Source organism: Streptomyces sp. NPDC050388, from assembly GCF_040655635.1.
In the GTDB taxonomy this organism is placed as follows: Bacteria; Actinomycetota; Actinomycetes; order Streptomycetales; family Streptomycetaceae; genus Streptomyces.
The window spans coordinates 18,496-34,474 of record NZ_JBFAKH010000077.1; the positions used below are offsets into that span (position 1 = coordinate 18,496).

A 15,979-nucleotide genomic window follows, 5' to 3' on the forward strand; every position below is an offset into this window, starting at 1 on the left:
GGCCAGGTTGTGCCCGGCGGGTGGTAACTCGGTTGCGGAGGGCTCGGGCTCCTGGACGAAGATGCCTGCATGAGCCGAGAGACAGATGAGGTACGGGAAGCGATCGCAGGCGAGCTGCGTCTGATGGACCCCAGAGTGCGTGCCACACGCTCGCTCGCCCGGGAGCTCCTGGCCCCGGACTTCGTAGAGGTCGGTGCTTCGGGGCGGCGGTGGACCTATGAGGAGATGATTGCCGCGCTGCCCGAGCTGGACGGTGCCGCTGAAAGCGGCCCGCGCTACGAGCCCTCGAATTTCACCGGCGTCCTGCTGTCTCCCGGGCTGGTGCATCTCACCTACGAGACCACGTTGGACGGCAACCGGGCATGGCGAAGTTCGCTCTGGCGCAAGCGGGGTGCGGCTGCGACGTGGCAGATGTACTACCACCAGGCCACGCCCCTCCCTCCCGCCGCCGTGTGATTGCGGCTCTCGGGCGTTCTGTTGCTGGGAGAACAGACCGGCGGCGGCCTGGGCGGTGTCGTCCGCGTGCTCGCGGCGGCCGAGGTGAAGGGCCGGTGCCCGCCGGTTCCTCAGGTGGGCGATGCCGTGCTCGACCCGGATGCGTCGGGAGGAGCGCGCCTTGCGCTGCCGCTCGTGCATCTCCTCGTCGTCGGCACCCGCGGCTGCCGGGCCTCGGGATACGCTGCTCGGCCCTGCCCCGACCGGAGGTCACCTTCGTGTCCCCCTTACGGCTGTTTGCCGGTGCTTCGTCGATCCTGGTGATCCTCGCCCTGTCCGGCTGCTCTTTCCTCTGGAGCTGCACCGACACGACGGCGGAGCGCGGTGAGGCCGGTGTCAGGGTGCAGATCGAGGACACGCACGGGCAGCGTCCCGGTGCCACCGCCGAGGTCGTTGACTGGCGCCTTGAGCTCCACCCGCAGGTGCCCTCCGAAGGTGACAAGGTCCACTTCCACTACCGCTTCGACGGCGCCGACAAATATTCCGGTCCTGCAGTGGACGCCTGCGCGGTCGACAAGAAGCGCGTGGCGTTGGGGTGTCAGATGGTCTATTCGTCCGGGGCGCGGCCCGAGCCTGACGGTGCCCGCACGGGCGACGACTGGCTCGATGTCGAGCACCCCGAGCAGGTTGCCGGAGTGCTGTTCATCCCCAATGACCAGTCCTACGACCGACGCACCTGTGAAGAGGACATCAAGGACGGTGGCGGGATGCATCCTCCGGAACCAGCCGGCAGGGGGGACCAGCTGTAAGGAGGTCAAGCGTCGATGTGACCCTGCAGGTGCCTGCCCGCAGACCACCTGCAGACCCTGGCCTGCCACTCGGCAGGCACAGCTCGCCGATTCGGGTACTCATCCGCCGACAGGTGAGTTGACAGCACGTCAGGTATGACGATCGCGATCCACGGGCGGAGCACCAAGGCCCCGCAGGCCTTCGGGAGTGCTCTGCATCGTCCCGCGAACCCCTTCCTTCCCAGGGCCGCGGAAATCCTTGGACGGGCCCGGGGGAGAGCACGTACGGTGTGGCTCCACGCCCTGAGATGGACGGAAGGAGGCGAGTGCCGTGCGGTTCACACCTTTCCAGCGCTCCCTTTTCCGCTGTCCCGGCGTGGTTCACGAGTTCTGACCGGGAGCGCTCCGAGCAGCCTGTATCCCGGAGGAATCCATGACCGATCCGGTCATCCGCGCGCTCACCGCGAGCGACACCCGTCTCTTCGACGAACTCCCCGACCCCCTGGGCGCCCGTGAAGGCCACCGGCGCACCCGGTTCCGCCCCGACTGGATGCGCGTCGCCCTGCGCGACGGCGAGGTCGTCGCACGCGGCGCGTGGTGGGGCGGCCCCGACGACCCGGAGCCCCTCAACATCAACTGGTTCGACGTGGCCGAGGGCGAGGAGGAGGCGGGGGCCGAACTCCTGCGCTCCGCCCCCTGGCAGGTCGAACTCGAGATCAATCCGCCGGCCGGCTGGCGGGACGAGCTCGACCTGCGCGCCGCCGCCGAGACACGTTTCGCCGCCGCACGAGCCGCCGGGTACGAACTCCTGGTGGAACGCTTCCTGTACCGCTGGACCCCGGAGCGAGGCCTGCCCGAGCGGCCCGGACGCCTGCGTTTCAGCGCCGAACCCGACGACACGGTGTTCTTCGACGCGTTGCGCCGCATCCACTCCGTCACTCTGGACGCCCACGCGCTCAGGGCCATCGAGGAGGGCGGCCTCGACCGGGCCGCCCAGGAGGAACTCGACTTCTTCCACTGGTGCCCCTCCCCGCGGGAGTGGTGGCAGGTCGCGTACACGCCGGGGGGCGACCTGGCAGGCGTCCACATCCCTGCCCACAACCCCTCCGGGCCGACCATCGGCTTCATCGGAGTCGTCCCAGAACAGCGTGGTCACGGTTACGCCTACGACCTCCTCGCGGAGTGCACCCACTTCCTCGTCGAACAAGGCGCGGAGTTCATCGGCGGAGGGACCGACCAGGGCAACTTCCCCATGGCCGCGAACTTCGCCAAGGCCGGCTTCCCCGTCGTCAGCGAACGCATCAACTTCCACCCGGCGCGCCGAGCGGCCTAGCGAGGAGCAGCACGCGGTGAGGGGTCCGGTCCGAGGGCGGGTCCGGATCCCTCGTCCGTGACGTGTGGGAGCTCTGCCGTGGCCGGCAGCCGCCGTCTCGTCGTCGGTCCACACCATCAAGGACTCGCACGGGCTCGACGAGGGGGGGGGCCATGGCCGGCGCCGGGCCGAGCGCATGTCTGATCGCGGTGGCCCGGGTCGGCGGCGGCTTCTAGGATCTGTGCATGACAACAAGGCTCGTGCAGATCAATATGAAGGCCCGGGACGACTCCGCGCTCGGTCGGTTCTGGGCGGAGGCGCTCGGGTGGGGTGTCGACAGCGAGGCGCCCGGTGTGACCAACCTCGAACCCGTGGGCTTCGCCTACCCCGACCCCGTGGCCGTCTGCGTCGACATCGTCGCCCGCCCGGAACCCAAAACGGTGAAGAACCGGGTGCACCTTGATCTGGCCACCACCTCGACCGCCCATCAGGCGGAGTTGGTCGCGCGCCTGAAGGACCTCGGCGCGACGCCCGCCGACGTGGGTCAGGGCGACGTCCCCTGGACGGTCATGGCTGACCCGGAGGGCAACGAGTTCTGCGTCCTGGAGCCCCGCCCGACCTACCGGGGCACCGGGCCGATCGCCGCGATGGTGGTCGACTGCACCGACCCACGAGCGATGGCCCGGTTCTGGGGCGAGGCGATGGACTGGACGCTGCACGAGGTCACCGACGACCACGCGACCATGCGCTCCGCCCAGGGCGTCGGCCCCTACCTGGAGTTCCTCCGCACCCCCGACACCAAGAGCGTGTGGAACCGCGTCCACCTCGACGTCCGCCCCTACCCCGGTGACGACCTGGCAGCAGAGGAAGTCCGGCTGCGCGCCCTGGGCGCCACCGACCCCGGTATCGACCAGTCCGCAATCCCCTGGACGGTTCTGGCCGACCCGGAGGGCAACGAGTTCTGCCTCCTCACCCCTCGCTGACCCTGAGCAACGGCTCCGGCCGTTCTCGGGGCAGCGGCGAAGACCGCCTGGCGTCAGCGCATGCCGCCGGAGACGGGGACGGTGTCCCCGGTGATCCAGCGCGCGTCATCGGACGCCAGGAACGCCACGAGCGGAGCGGGCCGCGGAATCCACAACAGGTCGTCGGCGAGTCTTCTCCGACATCGTCGGGTGATACGTCCCGGGTACCACGTCGTGGTGGAAGAGGTCTTCCTTGAGGGCGAACCTCTGGACGTGCCGTGCGAGACGGATGATCACGAAGGAGGAGTGCCCCGGCGGGCACCCCGTGGGCGCTCAGTCGGTGACCAGGACGACCTCGAGGGTGCGGGGGCCGTGGACGCCCTCGACGCGGTCGAGTTCGATGTCGCTGGTGGCCGACGGACCGGAGATCCAGGTCTGGGGGGCGGGCCGGGGCCAGTCGTCGCAGCGCCTGCGGGACGGATGCGACCACCTGGTCGGGGGAGTGGACGACGCAGATGTGGTGGTCGGGCACGAGGGTGAGCATCCGGCGGCCCTGTCCGGGGCCGGTGTCGAGGACGACGGTGCCGGTCTCGGCGACCGCCACCGCGCAGCCGGTGACGACACTGTCGACGCCGTCGAGGCGCTCGGCCGTCAGCTCCGCGGAGTCGGGGATCTGCTCGACCGGGCTGGCGGCCAGCCACGCGGTGGGCAGCCCGGGCGGGACCACCACCGTGCGGGCACCGCGTTCGGCCAGCAACCGGGCGATGGTGGCGGGCAGTTCCCCGGCGGTGCTGCGGTGCACCAGCGCACGGTAGTCGGCGAGGTTCTCGGCGAGGAGGTCGAGGACCTCGCCGGGACGCCCGGCGGGAACGTGCGCCTCCCGGTAGGCGCGTGTCACGGGAACGTCCTCGGGGGTCTGTGACGCGGGTACGTCGGCGAGGGCGGCACGGACGCGGCGCAGGACGAGGTCGCGGGAGGAAGTGCTCATCGGTCGCTCTCCGGGGCCGGGGACACGGACGGGGACGGGGTGGCCGGGCTGCTGCCGGCCGGGGGCGCGGGGCGGCCCGGCGGCTGTCCGCCGCTGCGCTGCTGCCGCTGCCACCAGGCGCGGAACGACTCGGCGGGGATGCGGGGGGTGTCGCGGGTGTCGGTCCAGGCCGCGGCGGGTCCTGGCACGGGAACGCGCCGGGGGACGAGCCGGCGGCCCGCGGCGGCGGCGCGCTGGAGGCCGGCCAGGCGCCGCGGCCGGCCCAGGGCCCAACCGGCGGCGCGCATCGCGGCGCGTTCGGCGGCGTGCCCGCGGGCGGGCTTGATGGTGACCCGTTCGCCGCGCACGGTCGCCTCGCCGCCCTGGACGACCCGTTCCCGCAGGTGGACCAGCACCTCGGGGATGTCGATGGCCACCGGGCAGACCTCGTAGCAGGCCCCGCACAGGGAGGAGGCGTAGGGCAGCGAGGCGTCCAGCTCGCCGGCGGTGCCGCGCAGTTGGGGGGTGAGGATGGCGCCGATCGGGCCCGGGTAGACGGAGCCGTAGGCGTGGCCGCCAGCCCGCTCGTAGACCGGGCAGACGTTGAGGCAGGCCGAGCAGCGGATGCAGCGCAGGGCCTGGCGGCCGACCTCGTCGGCGAGGGTGTCGGTGCGGCCGTTGTCCAGCAGCACCAGGTGGAAGGCGCGCGGGCCGTCGCCGTCGGTGGTGCCGGTCCAGGTGGAGGTGTAGGGGTTCATCCGCTCCGCGGTGGAGGAGCGGGGCAGGGTCTGCAGGAAGACCTCCAGGTCCCGCCAGGTGGGTACCACCTTCTCGATGCCGACGACCGAGATCAGGGTCTCGGGCAGGGTCAGGCACATCCGCCCGTTGCCCTCCGACTCGACCACCACCAGGGTGCCGGTCTCGGCGACCAGGAAGTTGGCGCCGGAGATGCCGACCTTGGCGCGCAGGAACTTCTCCCGCAGGTGCAGGCGGGCGGCCTCGGCCAGCTCGGCGGGGGTGTCGCCGAGTCCCTCCGGGGCGGGTCGGCCCCACCGTCCCATCTTCTCGGCGAAGATGTCGCGGATCTCGGAGCGGTTGCGGTGGATGGCCGGGACCAGGATGTGCGACGGCTGGTCTTCGCCGAGTTGGACGATCAGTTCGGCCAGGTCGGTCTCGCAGGCGGTGATACCCGCGGCCTCCAGGGCCTCGTTCAGGCCGATCTCCTGGGTGGCCATGGACTTGACCTTGATCACCTCGCGCTCGCCGGTGGCGCGGACCAGGTCGGTGACGATCCGGTTGGCCTCGGCGGCGTCGGCCGCCCAGTGCACGGTGCCGCCGGCGGCGGTGACCGCGGCCTCGGCCTGTTCCAGGTAGTGGTCCAGGTGGCGCAGGGTGCGGTCCTTGATCTCCTTGCCGGCGGTGCGGAGATCGCCCCAGTCCTCCAGTTCGGCCACCGCCTGGGCCCGTCTGGCCCGGATGGTGCCGGTGGCGTGGCGCAGGTTGCCGCGCAGGGTCTCGTCGCGCACCGCGGTCCGGGCGGCGCGGGGGAAGGACGGCATGCCCAGGGGAACGGCGCTCATCGGGGGGCTCCTTCGGGACCGGTGGTGACGGGAACGGGGCCGCCGGCTCCGGCAGCGGGAAGCGTGAGGGGGGATTCCCGGGTGGAGGCGAGGATCTCGGCGATGTGCACGGGCCGGGTGGGCGAGCTCTTCCGGGAGAGGACGCCGCCGATGTGCATCAGGCAGGAGTTGTCGGCGGCGCACAGCACCTCGGCCCCGGTGGACTCGGCGTTGCGGACCTTGTCGGCGCCCATGGCGGCGGAGACGGCGTCGTTCTTCACCGCGAACGTGCCGCCGAACCCGCAGCACTCCTCGGCGCCCGGCAGGTCGACGAGTTCCAGGCCGTCGACGGCCTCCAACAGGCGCCGGGGCCGGTCGCCGAGGCCGAGCATGCGCAGGCCGTGGCAGGTCGGGTGATAGGTGACGGTGTGCGGGAAGTACGCGCCCACGTCCGTGACACCGAGGACGTCGACCAGGAACTCGGTGAGCTCGTAGGTCTTCGGCACGGCCTCGGCGACGGCCCGCGCGAGGTCCTCCCCGCGTCCCTCGGCGCGGGCGCGCTGCCCCAGGCGGGGGTAGTTGTCGCGGATCATCGCCGCACAGGAACCCGAGGGGCTGACGACGTAGTCGTAGTCGGCGAAGGCCTCGGCGTAGCCGCGGGCGAAGGGCTCGGTCAGGTGGCGGTAGCCGGTGTTGTAGTGGGCCTGGCCGCAACAGGTCTGCTGCAGGGGGAAGTCCACCTGAACGCCGAGGCGGGAGAGCAGGGCGACCACGGCCCGGCCGGTGCGCGGGTAGAGCGTGTCGTTGACACAGGTGACGAACAGGGCGACGCGCATGACGGTTCCTCGGTGCGGCAGGCGGTGGACGGTGGTCGGGCCTCGGCGGACGGTGGTTGAACGTCGGCGGCCGGCGGACGGCGGACGGCGGATGGCGGTGGGTGGCCGGTCGGAGGAGCGGTCAGCCCGCTCCCCCGACCGATGCCCCGTACGGGCGGGGCGCGGTGGTTGCGGGCCCGCGGATTTCCGGCGCGTGCCCGCAACCTCGCTGGCTACGCCTTGCCGAGGACCTGCTTCTGGCTTCCCAGTTTGTCGATCGACAGCTCCATGACATCGCCCGGTGCCAGGTAGGGGAAGCGGCCGGACAGCGCCACGCCCTGCGGTGTGCCGGTGTTGATGACGTCGCCGGGCTCCAGCACCAGGTACTGGCTGAGGTGGTGCACCAGGTGGGCCACCGGGAAGACCATGTCCGCGGTGGAGGAGTCCTGGCGCGGCTCGCCGTTGACGAAGGAACGCAGCTGCAGCTGCTGCGGGTCGCCCACCTCGTCGGCCGGGACCAGGTACGGGCCGAGCGGGTTGAAGGTCTCGCAGCACTTGCCCTTCGACCACTGGCCGCCGGACTGCTCGACCTGGAAGGCCCGCTCCGAGACGTCGTTGGAGACGGCGTACCCCGCCACGTACTCCAGCGCCTCGTCGGGGGAGTCGAGGTAGCGGGCGCGCTTGCCGATGACGACGGCGAGTTCGACCTCCCAGTCGGTCTTCTCCGAGCCCCGAGGGATCAGCACCTCGTCGTAGGGGCCGACCACGGTGTTCGGGGTCTTGAAGAAGATCACCGGCTGTTCGGGCGGCAGGTCCCCGGACTCGGCGGCGTGCGCGGCGTAGTTCTGGCCGATGCAGATGACGGCGCCGGGCCGGGCCAGCGGGGCGCCGATGCGCAGCCCCTCGGTGTCGAGCTCGGGCAGCTCGCCCGCCTCGAGGGCGCGCCGGGCGCGCGCGATGCCGTCACCGGCGAGGAAGGCACCGTCGATGTCCGCGGTGAGGGGAAGGAGGTCGAAGGCCCGGCCGTTGTCGTCGAGCACCGCGGGGCGTTCGGCGCCTGCGTCACCGAGGCGGAAGAGTCGCATGAGGGGTTGTTCCTTTACGTGCGTTGCGGATTCAACTTGAGGGCGCAAGGGGCGGTCTCAGCGGGCGAAGGGCCGCCGCAGCGCGCAGTCGGGGTTGAGGCGGACGCCGAATCCGGGGGTGTCGGGGAGCTTGAGCCGGCCGTTCACCGGCACCGGCTCGTCCAGGAGCAGCGGACTGAACATCGGAACCACCTCGTCCGCCTTCGGCGCCATCATCAGGAACTCGGCGAACGGGCTGTTGTGGCGGGTCACGACGAAGTGGTACGAGTACACGCTGGATCCGTGGGGGATCACCAGCTTGCCGTGGGCGTCGGCCAGAGCGGAGATCTTGACCAGTTCGGTGATCCCGCCGCACCAGCCCACGTCGGGCTGGATGATGTCGGCACAGCCCATCTCCAGCAGCATCCGGAAGCCCAGCCGCCCGGCCTCGTGCTCGCCGGTGGTGCAGAGCATGCCCGGGGGCAGGTTGCGGCGCAGCTCGGCGTAACCCCAGTAGTCGTCCGGGGGCAGGGCCTCCTCGATCCACCGCACGCCCTGGTCGGCCAGTTCGTGGCCGAGCCGGGTGGCGTAGGGGACGTTCAGCGCCATCCAGCAGTCGTAGGCGAGGAAGAAGTCGTCACTGACGCGCTCGCGCATGGTGCGCATGAGGTCGACGTTGGCGCGCAGGCCCTCCTCCCCGTCGGCGGGGCCGTAGTGCAGGGGCAGCTTGCCGCCGATGAAGCCCATGCCCTCGGCCAGGTCGGGGCGGGCCCCGGTGGCGTAGAAGACCTGTTCGTCGCGGACCGGGCCGCCGAGCAGTTCGTACACCGGCTGCTCGCGGAGCTTGCCGAGCAGGTCCCACAGGGCGAGGTCCACGCCGCTGATGGCGTTGAGGACCAGTCCCTTGCGCCCGTAGAAGAGGGTCGACCGGTACATCTGGTCCCAGATGCGCTCCAGGTCGGTGGCGGGCGCGCCCTCCACGAAGCGGGAGAGGTGGTTCTCGATGATCCAGGCCGCGGGCTCGCCGCCGGTGGTGACGGCGAAGCCGACGGTGCCGTCGTCGGCCTCGACCTCGACCACCAGGGAGCCGAGCACGTTCAGGCCGAACGTCTGCCGGCTCTCCCGGTACTCGGGGTAGACGGACATCGGGGTGGCGATCCGGTCGTCGATCCAGTGACCGGCCGGTTGGTCGTGGTAGTCGGCTCCGCCCTGGGCGTCCACGGTGAAGGCGCGCAGGTGGCGGATACGGGGGATACGGGGGGTACGACTGCTCATGCCGAGACCTCCTGGGCGGCGGGGGAGAGGGCCGGATCGTCCGTGCCGTGCGGGTATACGAGCACCTTGCTGGCCGGGTTCTCGCCCCGGGCCAGGGAGGTGAAGCTGTCGGCCGCTTCGGACAGGTCCACCCTGCCCTCGACGAGTGCGGAGAGGTCGAGGTCGGTCTCGGCGACCCACTGCGCGGTCTCCGTGAACTCGTTCGCGGAGTAGCAGAAGCTGCCGATGACGGTGCGCTCCTCGGTGCTCACCGCGTACGCGGGGATGTCGACCCGCGGTGAGTGCATGCCGACCAGGACGATGCGTGACCCCAGGTCGCTGACGGCCAGGGCGTCGGACACGGTGCCGGTGGCACCGACGGCGTCCAGGGTGAGGGTCGGCCGGCCACCGAGTGCCTGCGGCACCAGGTCGGCCAGTTTGCCGGCGGCCGGGTCGACGGCGGTCAGGCCCAGGCGTTCCAGCAGGTCGCGGCGGGCCGGGTTCGGCTCGCTGACGGCCACCGCCGCGGCGCCGAGCCGCACCGCGGCGAGGGCCGCGGCCTGCCCGATGGGGCCGCCGCCGATCACGAGCACCCGGTCCTTCTCACCGCATCCGCCGCGCACGGCCGCGTGGTAGCCGACGGCGAGGGGTTCGACGAGGGCGCCGTACTCGACGGGCAGGTCCTCCGACAGGGGGACGACGTTGCGGGCCGGCACCGTCATGGCCTCGGCGAAGGCCGAGCGCAGCGCCGGGTCCACACCGATCACCCGGCGGGACGGGCAGCGCTGCTGCGCGTCCGCCGCGCAGGCCTCGCAGTCCCCGCAGGAGATGACGGGGTTGACGGTGACCAGTTGCCCCTCGCGCAGGCCGTGCGCGGCGGTGTCCTCGCCGAGGGCACCGACCCGGCCGACGGTCTCGTGGCCCATGACCTGGCCGGGGAAACGGCGGCCGTTCTCGCCGGTGAAGCCGTGGATGTCGGATCCGCAGATGCCGGTGGCGATGACGCGCACCAGGATCTCGCCGGGGGCGGGCTCGGGGACCGGAAGGTCCTCGACCTCCAGCTGCCAGTTGCCCTTCATGACCAGTGCGCGCATCAGACGGTCTCCTTGGGGGTCTGCGACGTGGGGGAGTGGGAGGCGGTGCCGACGGCCGCGCGGCGGCGCTGTGCGGCCAGCCCGAGCAGCAGGAGCGCGCCGCTCAGGGTGATGGACGCGATGACGTACAGCCCTGTGGTGGTGGATCCGGTCAGGTCCTCGGCCCAGGTCTTGATGTTGGGGGCGACGAACCCGCCGATCGAGCCGAGCGAGTTGATCAGCGCGATGCCGCCGGCGGCGGCCGCTCCGGTGAGCAGGGCGGTGGGCTGGGTCCAGAACACCGGCTGCACGGCGATGAATCCGGCGGCGCCCAGGCACAGCCAGGCCAGGGCCAGGGTCGGGTTGCCGGTGGCGGCCGATCCGGCGATTCCGGCGGCTCCGGCGACCAGGCAGGTCGCGGCCACCAGCAGCGGGCGTCCGGTGCGGTCGCTGATCCGTCCGGCCAGGACCGAGCCGATGATGGCGCAGATCCACGGGATCGCGGTCACCAGGCTGACCTTCAGCCCGACCGAGTCACCGACGATGGCGGCGACCTGGGTGGGCAGGAAGAAGGTGACGCCGTAGACGGAGACCTGGATGACGAAGTAGATGAGGGCCAGGTACAGCACCTTGCCGCTGCGCAGTGCCCGCAGCACGCTGTGCTCCTGCTTCGAGTCCGAGGCCTCGGCGGCCAGGGCGCTGGTGAGGGCGGTGCGCTCGTGCGGTGCCAGCCAGCGGGCCTGCGCCGGGGTGTCGGGCAGGACGCGCAGGACGAACACGCCGACGACGACGGTGGCGAGGCCCTGGATGAGGAACAGCCACTGCCAGCCGTGCAGGTCGGCCAGGCCGTCCATCTCCAGCAGCAGGCCGGAGACCGGGCTGCCCAGGATGAAGGCGAGCGGGGCGCCGAAGTAGAACAGCGACATCACCCGGCCGCGGTGGGAGGCGGGCACCCACAGGGTCAGGTAGTAGATCACTCCGGGGAAGAAGCCGGCCTCGGCCACACCGAGCAGGAACCGCAGGACGTAGAAGGCGGTGGCCGTGTGCGCGAACATCATGGCCGCCGAGATCAGGCCCCAGGTGACCATGATGCGGGCCATCCACATCCGCGCGCCGAAGCGGCGGAGCATCAGGTTGCTGGGGATCTCGAGAAAGATGTAACCGAGGAAGAAGATGCCCGCACCGAAGGCGTAGGCGGCGTTGCTGAGGCCGGTGTCCGCCTGGAACGACTCCTGGGCGAAGCCGATGTTCACCCGGTCCAGGAAGGCCAGCATGTACATCAGCAGCAAGAACGGGATCAGGTGCCGCATCAGCTTGCCGATGCCGGAGTTCACGGCCGCGGCGTCGACGGTGGTCGTCGTGCCGACTCTGTCCGCAGGGGTGTTCGTCATTGATCCATCCCTTTCCCTGTTCGGCTGTGCTCGGCGCTGGGCGGCTCCTGCCTGTGTCCTGCGCCCGCCGAAGGGATCCGATTGATTAGTTCGCCTATGTGAACTAGAGTTCGTGTTGGCGAACACATATCTGAGATTACATGGTCGGAACTGTCAAGACCTTTTTGGGAGGGGTCAGTGGGGGAACAGCAGACAGGTACGGTGAAGTCCGCCGACCGGGTCCTGGGCATCCTCGACCTGGTGGCGGACCGGGGCTCCGTCCGCTTCACCGACGTGGTGGACGAGCTCCAGCTGCCGCGGTCCAGTGCCCACGGACTGCTGGCGACCCTCGTCAGCCGCGGCTACCTGGACTTCGACGAGGCGGACAAGCGGTACGGGCTCGGACTGCGCGCCTGGCTCCTGGGCCAGGCGTACTCCGGTCACGGCACCCTGGAGATGCACGCCCGCCCCCTGATGGAGGAGCTGGCCGCCCAGTGCGAGGAAACCGTCCAACTGGCCCGGCTGGACGGCATCCACAACGTCTACATCGGCATCGCGGAGTCACCGCGCCCGATGAAACTCGTCTCCCGCGTCGGCTCTCGGCTGCACGCGCACGCGACGGGCATCGGCAAGGTGCTGCTCTCGGGCCTGGCTCCCGAGGAGGCCCGGCGCCGGCTCTCCGCCCAGGAACTGCCCCGGCTCACCGACCACACCGTCGTCGACGTGGACGACCTGATGTCCCTCATCGACGCGGTCCGCCAGGCCGGGTACGCCGAGGACCTGGAGGAGTACGTGGAGGGGTGCCGCTGTGTGGCCGTGCCGGTCCACGGCCGGGGCGGTGCCGTCGTGGCGGCGATGTCGGTGTCCATGCCGACGTTCCGCTGTGACGACGAACGCGCCCGCGCCCATCTGGCCATGCTGCGCGCGACGGTGGCCCGGCTGGAGCGCCTGGTCGACGAGTGATGCCGGTCCGTGTACGGGGCCTGTGCTCAGCCGGTCCGCTGCCGACGACCGCGTCCCTGGGCATCCCGGTGGTCCGCTGAGCTCCGCTGACCAGCGCATACGTGTCAGCGCCAACGGCAACCGCCGGGTTGTGCAGGGTTTCGTCCACCTGGCGATAAGTCAGGTCGGCCAGGGTCTGCGACGTGCACGACTCCGAGGCAGTGGAGTTCCTCGACGGCTCGACCCCCGGTGGCCGGGCCGCGTACGGCGACAAGCCGCAACGGTCGTACCGGCCCCGGTGCGACCGGGGCCGGTGGACAGGACGATGTCGTTCAGAACTGCCGGGACGGACTGTTCGCGATGTCCAGCAGCGCGTCGGTGTCCAGCGGCTCTTGCTTCGTCGGCCGGTAGGGATGAGCCTCCAGGAGCTCGGCCGGTTCCGGGACCTTCAGGCGCGGCCGGCCCAGCGGGTGAGCATGGCGGTCGCTTCGGTGCGGTCCGGGGTGGGGAGGTCGGCGATGGTGGTGTGGTGGTTGGCGCCGGGGACCCACAGGACGCGGGAGTCGTGGCGGCCGGGTGGGAGGACTCGGCGGTCGAGGGGTCCTGTGTTCCATTGACGAACAGCAGGCGGGTGCCGCTGCGGCGGACCCAGCGGCCGATGTCCGGCATCGCGTCCGGGTCGAAGCGCAGAGGAATGTCGCGGGGGACGAAGGAGCGCGGTTCGATGGCGCCCGGGTGGCGCAGCAGGTCGGTCAGGTGGGCGGTGGGGACGTCGAGACAACCCATCTCGGTGGCGAGCTGGTACCAGTACGGGATGTACACGCGGGCGACCATGTCGGCGTAGAGCTCCAGGCCCGCCGTGTCGTCCAGCCAGGTGTACAGCTGGTCGGTGGTGGCGTCCGGGCCGGGAACCGTGGCGGTCGGGCGCCGTGGCACTCCCCGTACGGGGTACGGGCGGTCCGAGCCGCACCGGCAGGTGGCTGACTGCTGCGGGGGCCAGGGCACGGCCCGCCCCCGTGCTGCCGGGGTGGTCGCGTACTGGGGGAGGAGGTCGGTGTCGTCCGGGGTGGTGGCCTCGGAGACGGAAGCCGTCACGCGTCGGTTCGGTGGAACTCCCGGCCGTGCTGGGGCCCGGACGGCGTCGAGGCACTGAGCGCGGTTGTCGAACCGTGCTGTGTCGTCAGCCCTCTTGGGGCGGAGGTCGCCAGGGCCTGTTCGGCGTGCTCCGACCGTATCGGCGCGGTGTGCACGCCGGTCGCGGTGGCCCTCACGCCGCCTCGATGCCGAGTTCGGCGAGCAGGCCGCGGACGCGCCGCTCGATCTCGTCGCGGATCGGCCGGACCGCCCCGACGCCCTGCCCGGCCGGATCGTCCAACTGCCAGTCCAGGTACCGCTTGCCGGGGAAGTACGGGCAGGCGTCGCCGCAGCCCATGGTGATCACCACGTCCGAGGACCGCACCGCCGCCACGGTGAGGATCTTGGGACTCTCGGCCGAGATGTCGATGCCGACCTCGTTCATGGCCTCCACCACGGCCGGGTTGACGGCGTCGGCGGGGGCGGATCCGGCCGAGCGGACCTGCACCCGGTCGCCGCCGAGGTGGGTGAGGAAGGCGGCGGCCATCTGGGAGCGGCCGGCGTTGTGCACGCAGACGAACAGCACGGAGGGGACGGCGGGGGTGTTCATCGGGTCAGGGCGCTTTCTTCGGCGGAACGGGCGGGGGCTGCGGGCTGCTGCCCGTCGTGGGGGACGACGACCTCGTCCTCGCTCCCGGAGGCCGGGCGGCCGAAGCAGGCGGTGACCAGGCCGAGGCCGACAGCGGCGCCGACCAGTTGGGCGGCGAGGAAGGGTGCCACGGAGGCGGGGGCGATGCCGGCGAAGGTGTCGGTGAACGCGCGGCCGATGGTCACCGCCGGGTTGGCGAAGCTGGTGGAGGAGGTGAACCAGTACGCCGCCCCGATGTAGGAGGCGACCAGCAGCGGCGCCAGGTGCGCGCGGCCCGCGCGGGCCAGGCCGAAGACGATCCAGACCAGCCCGGCGGTGGCCACGACCTCGCCCAGCCACAGGTGGCCGGCGAACCGGTCGTGGGTGGAGAAGTGCGCCGGCGGCTTTCCGAACACGGCGTCGGCCAGTACCGCGCCGCCGATCGCCCCGACGATCTGGGCGGGCACGTACCCCGCGAGGTCGCGCAGGGTGGGGGCGTCGCCGGTGCGGCGGCCGGTGAACCAGGCGGCGAGGGTGACCGCCGGGTTGAAGTGCGCCCCGGAGACGGGGCCGAGCAGGGCGATCAGCACGCCGAGGCCGAAGACGGTGGCCAGGGAGTTGGCCAGCAGCTGCACTCCGACGTCGCGGGTCAGTTCGGTGGCCTGGATGCCGGAGCCGACCACCACCGCGACCAGCCCGGCCGTGCCGAGTCCCTCGACGACCGCCCGCCTCACCAGCGGCGCCGGCCCGCTCACGCGGGGGCCTGCGCGGGCACGGCAGGGGTGTGGAGCAGGGCGGACAGCTTCGCCAGGGCCGTGGGCAGCACCCAGTAGTACACCCAGGTGCCGCGCCGCTCGGAGCCGACCAGCCCGGCCTCCCGCAGCACCTTCAGGTGGTGGGAGATGGTCGGCTGGGAGACGACGAACGGGCCGATGAGGTCGCACACGCACGCCTCGCCGCCCTCATGGGAGGCGATCAACGACAGCAGCCGCAGCCGGATCGGATCCGACAGCGCCTTGAACATCCGCGACAGCTCGGCCGCGTCCTGTTCGCCCAGCGGCTCGCGGACCATCGGCGCACAGCACGCCGCGTCATCCTGTCCGAGCACCGGAAGACCTGCTTGTTTCGACATGCCTCTATGTTGACAGTCATCTAATCGGATGGCAACCTCGACTGTATCGACAGACGTCGAAACAAGTCGTCTCCGGATGGGAGATCGTCATGTCCCGCGTTCAGCTCGCCCTGCGCGTCGCCGACCTCGAAGCCTCGATCGCCTTCTACTCCAAGCTCTTGGGCGCCGAGCCCGCCAAGCGCCGTGAGGGCTACGCCAACTTCGCCCTCGCCGAGCCGCCGCTCAAGCTGGTCCTCATCGAGGGCGAGGCGGGTGAGGACACTCGCCTGGACCACCTCGGCATCGAGGTCGTCTCCACCGCGGAGGTCACCGCGGCCGCCACCCGGCTCGAGGAGGCGGGCCTGGCGACCTTCGAGGAGAACGACACCTCCTGCTGCTACGCCCTGCAGGACAAGGTGTGGGTCACCGGTCCCGGCCGGGAACCGTGGGAGGTCTACACGGTCAAGGCCGACGCCGACACCCTCGGCGAGAGCGCCCGGACGACCCCGGCGCCCGAAGCCTGCTGCGGTGCCACCGACGAGCAGCTGCGCGTCGCCCTGTTCGCCGCGCGCGGCGGTGCGCTCCGCCATCTGACCGCCTGGCCGGGCAGCTACACCGCCGTCGT

15 protein-coding genes and 2 pseudogenes are annotated in these 15,979 nt (G+C 71.4%); 6 read left to right on the forward strand and 11 right to left on the reverse strand.

Annotated elements, in window-relative coordinates; translation table 11 throughout:
* Positions 1–69 precede the first annotated feature (69 nt).
* The 4 genes from AB0I73_RS31960 to AB0I73_RS31975 all read left to right on the forward strand — a co-directional run bounded on the left by AB0I73_RS31960 (position 70) and on the right by AB0I73_RS31975 (position 3,518).
* A complete protein-coding gene (locus AB0I73_RS31960) occupies positions 70–456 on the forward strand; it encodes a nuclear transport factor 2 family protein (RefSeq protein ID WP_363043262.1) in 387 nt (128 codons plus the stop codon).
* A 257-nt stretch (positions 457–713) separates the two neighbouring features.
* Positions 714–1,244, forward strand: a complete 531-nt coding sequence (locus AB0I73_RS31965; RefSeq protein WP_363043264.1) for a hypothetical protein — start codon at positions 714–716, stop codon at positions 1,242–1,244.
* A 412-nt stretch (positions 1,245–1,656) separates the two neighbouring features.
* On the forward strand, positions 1,657–2,556 hold the full coding sequence (locus AB0I73_RS31970) for a GNAT family N-acetyltransferase (RefSeq protein WP_363043266.1): 900 nt from the start codon (positions 1,657–1,659) through the stop codon (positions 2,554–2,556).
* A 224-nt stretch (positions 2,557–2,780) separates the two neighbouring features.
* Positions 2,781–3,518: a VOC family protein gene (locus AB0I73_RS31975; protein ID WP_363043268.1), complete on the forward strand. Its 738-nt coding sequence runs from the start codon at positions 2,781–2,783 to the stop codon at positions 3,516–3,518.
* A 312-nt stretch (positions 3,519–3,830) separates the two neighbouring features.
* Here AB0I73_RS31975 and AB0I73_RS31980 read toward each other — a convergent pair.
* The 7 genes and pseudogenes from AB0I73_RS31980 to AB0I73_RS32010 form a co-directional block, all read right to left on the reverse strand.
* A pseudogene (locus tag AB0I73_RS31980) lies at positions 3,831–4,485 on the reverse strand (LUD domain-containing protein).
* A complete protein-coding gene (locus AB0I73_RS31985; RefSeq protein ID WP_363043270.1) occupies positions 4,482–6,044 on the reverse strand; it encodes a lactate utilization protein B in 1,563 nt (520 codons plus the stop codon). The pseudogene AB0I73_RS31980 and the gene AB0I73_RS31985 overlap by 4 nt, the downstream one beginning before the upstream one ends.
* Positions 6,041–6,859, reverse strand: a complete 819-nt coding sequence (locus tag AB0I73_RS31990) for a (Fe-S)-binding protein (protein ID WP_363043272.1) — start codon at positions 6,857–6,859, stop codon at positions 6,041–6,043. Before AB0I73_RS31990 ends, AB0I73_RS31985 begins: the two co-directional genes overlap by 4 nt.
* A 212-nt stretch (positions 6,860–7,071) precedes the next feature.
* A complete protein-coding gene (locus AB0I73_RS31995) occupies positions 7,072–7,923 on the reverse strand; it encodes a fumarylacetoacetate hydrolase family protein (protein WP_363043274.1) in 852 nt (283 codons plus the stop codon).
* 57 nt (positions 7,924–7,980) lie between these two features.
* Positions 7,981–9,177: an L-rhamnonate dehydratase gene (gene rhmD / locus AB0I73_RS32000; RefSeq protein WP_363043276.1), complete on the reverse strand. Its 1,197-nt coding sequence runs from the start codon at positions 9,175–9,177 to the stop codon at positions 7,981–7,983.
* On the reverse strand, positions 9,174–10,250 hold the full coding sequence (locus tag AB0I73_RS32005; protein WP_363043278.1) for an alcohol dehydrogenase catalytic domain-containing protein: 1,077 nt from the start codon (positions 10,248–10,250) through the stop codon (positions 9,174–9,176). The genes rhmD and AB0I73_RS32005 overlap by 4 nt, the downstream gene beginning before the upstream one ends.
* On the reverse strand, positions 10,250–11,620 hold the full coding sequence (locus tag AB0I73_RS32010) for an MFS transporter (RefSeq protein ID WP_363043280.1): 1,371 nt from the start codon (positions 11,618–11,620) through the stop codon (positions 10,250–10,252). The genes AB0I73_RS32005 and AB0I73_RS32010 overlap by 1 nt, the downstream gene beginning before the upstream one ends.
* Positions 11,621–11,821: 201 nt before the next feature.
* Between AB0I73_RS32010 and AB0I73_RS32015 the strand changes: the two genes are divergently transcribed.
* Positions 11,822–12,562 (forward strand): IclR family transcriptional regulator, encoded by a 741-nt coding sequence (locus tag AB0I73_RS32015; protein WP_363043282.1) that lies wholly within the window; start codon positions 11,822–11,824, stop codon positions 12,560–12,562.
* Positions 12,563–12,721: 159 nt separating this feature from the next.
* Here the strand turns inward: AB0I73_RS32015 and AB0I73_RS32020 are convergent, their stop codons facing one another.
* The 4 genes from AB0I73_RS32020 to AB0I73_RS32035 form a co-directional block, all read right to left on the reverse strand.
* Complete coding sequence (locus tag AB0I73_RS32020) at positions 12,722–13,636, reverse strand: hypothetical protein (protein ID WP_363043284.1); 915 nt, start codon at positions 13,634–13,636, stop codon at positions 12,722–12,724.
* 172 nt (positions 13,637–13,808) lie between these two features.
* A complete protein-coding gene (locus AB0I73_RS32025; protein ID WP_363043286.1) occupies positions 13,809–14,225 on the reverse strand; it encodes an arsenate reductase ArsC in 417 nt (138 codons plus the stop codon).
* Positions 14,222–14,998, reverse strand: a complete 777-nt coding sequence (locus AB0I73_RS32030) for an MIP/aquaporin family protein (protein WP_363043288.1) — start codon at positions 14,996–14,998, stop codon at positions 14,222–14,224. Before AB0I73_RS32030 ends, AB0I73_RS32025 begins: the two co-directional genes overlap by 4 nt.
* A complete protein-coding gene (locus AB0I73_RS32035; RefSeq protein ID WP_363043290.1) occupies positions 14,995–15,375 on the reverse strand; it encodes a metalloregulator ArsR/SmtB family transcription factor in 381 nt (126 codons plus the stop codon). The genes AB0I73_RS32030 and AB0I73_RS32035 overlap by 4 nt, the downstream gene beginning before the upstream one ends.
* A gap of 89 nt (positions 15,376–15,464) precedes the next feature.
* Here AB0I73_RS32035 and AB0I73_RS32040 point away from each other — a divergent pair.
* Positions 15,465–15,863: pseudogene (locus AB0I73_RS32040) on the forward strand (ArsI/CadI family heavy metal resistance metalloenzyme); the annotation flags it as partial.
* Between the last annotated feature and the right edge of the window lie 116 nt (positions 15,864–15,979).

What these genes read in the sequence shown, in the direction of transcription:
- AB0I73_RS31960 (WP_363043262.1), top strand. Translation starts at nt 70, where the DNA reads ATGAGCCGAGAGACAGATGAGGTACGGGAAGCGATCGCAGGCGAGCTG.
- AB0I73_RS31970 (WP_363043266.1), top strand. Translation starts at nt 1,657, where the DNA reads ATGACCGATCCGGTCATCCGCGCGCTCACCGCGAGCGACACCCGTCTC.
- AB0I73_RS31975 (WP_363043268.1), top strand. Translation starts at nt 2,781, where the DNA reads ATGACAACAAGGCTCGTGCAGATCAATATGAAGGCCCGGGACGACTCC.
- AB0I73_RS31985 (WP_363043270.1), bottom strand. Translation starts at nt 6,044, where the DNA reads ATGAGCGCCGTTCCCCTGGGCATGCCGTCCTTCCCCCGCGCCGCCCGG.
- AB0I73_RS31990 (WP_363043272.1), bottom strand. Translation starts at nt 6,859, where the DNA reads ATGCGCGTCGCCCTGTTCGTCACCTGTGTCAACGACACGCTCTACCCG.
- AB0I73_RS31995 (WP_363043274.1), bottom strand. Translation starts at nt 7,923, where the DNA reads ATGCGACTCTTCCGCCTCGGTGACGCAGGCGCCGAACGCCCCGCGGTG.
- rhmD (WP_363043276.1), bottom strand. Translation starts at nt 9,177, where the DNA reads ATGAGCAGTCGTACCCCCCGTATCCCCCGTATCCGCCACCTGCGCGCC.
- AB0I73_RS32005 (WP_363043278.1), bottom strand. Translation starts at nt 10,250, where the DNA reads ATGCGCGCACTGGTCATGAAGGGCAACTGGCAGCTGGAGGTCGAGGAC.
- AB0I73_RS32010 (WP_363043280.1), bottom strand. Translation starts at nt 11,620, where the DNA reads ATGACGAACACCCCTGCGGACAGAGTCGGCACGACGACCACCGTCGAC.
- AB0I73_RS32025 (WP_363043286.1), bottom strand. Translation starts at nt 14,225, where the DNA reads ATGAACACCCCCGCCGTCCCCTCCGTGCTGTTCGTCTGCGTGCACAAC.
- AB0I73_RS32035 (WP_363043290.1), bottom strand. Translation starts at nt 15,375, where the DNA reads ATGTCGAAACAAGCAGGTCTTCCGGTGCTCGGACAGGATGACGCGGCG.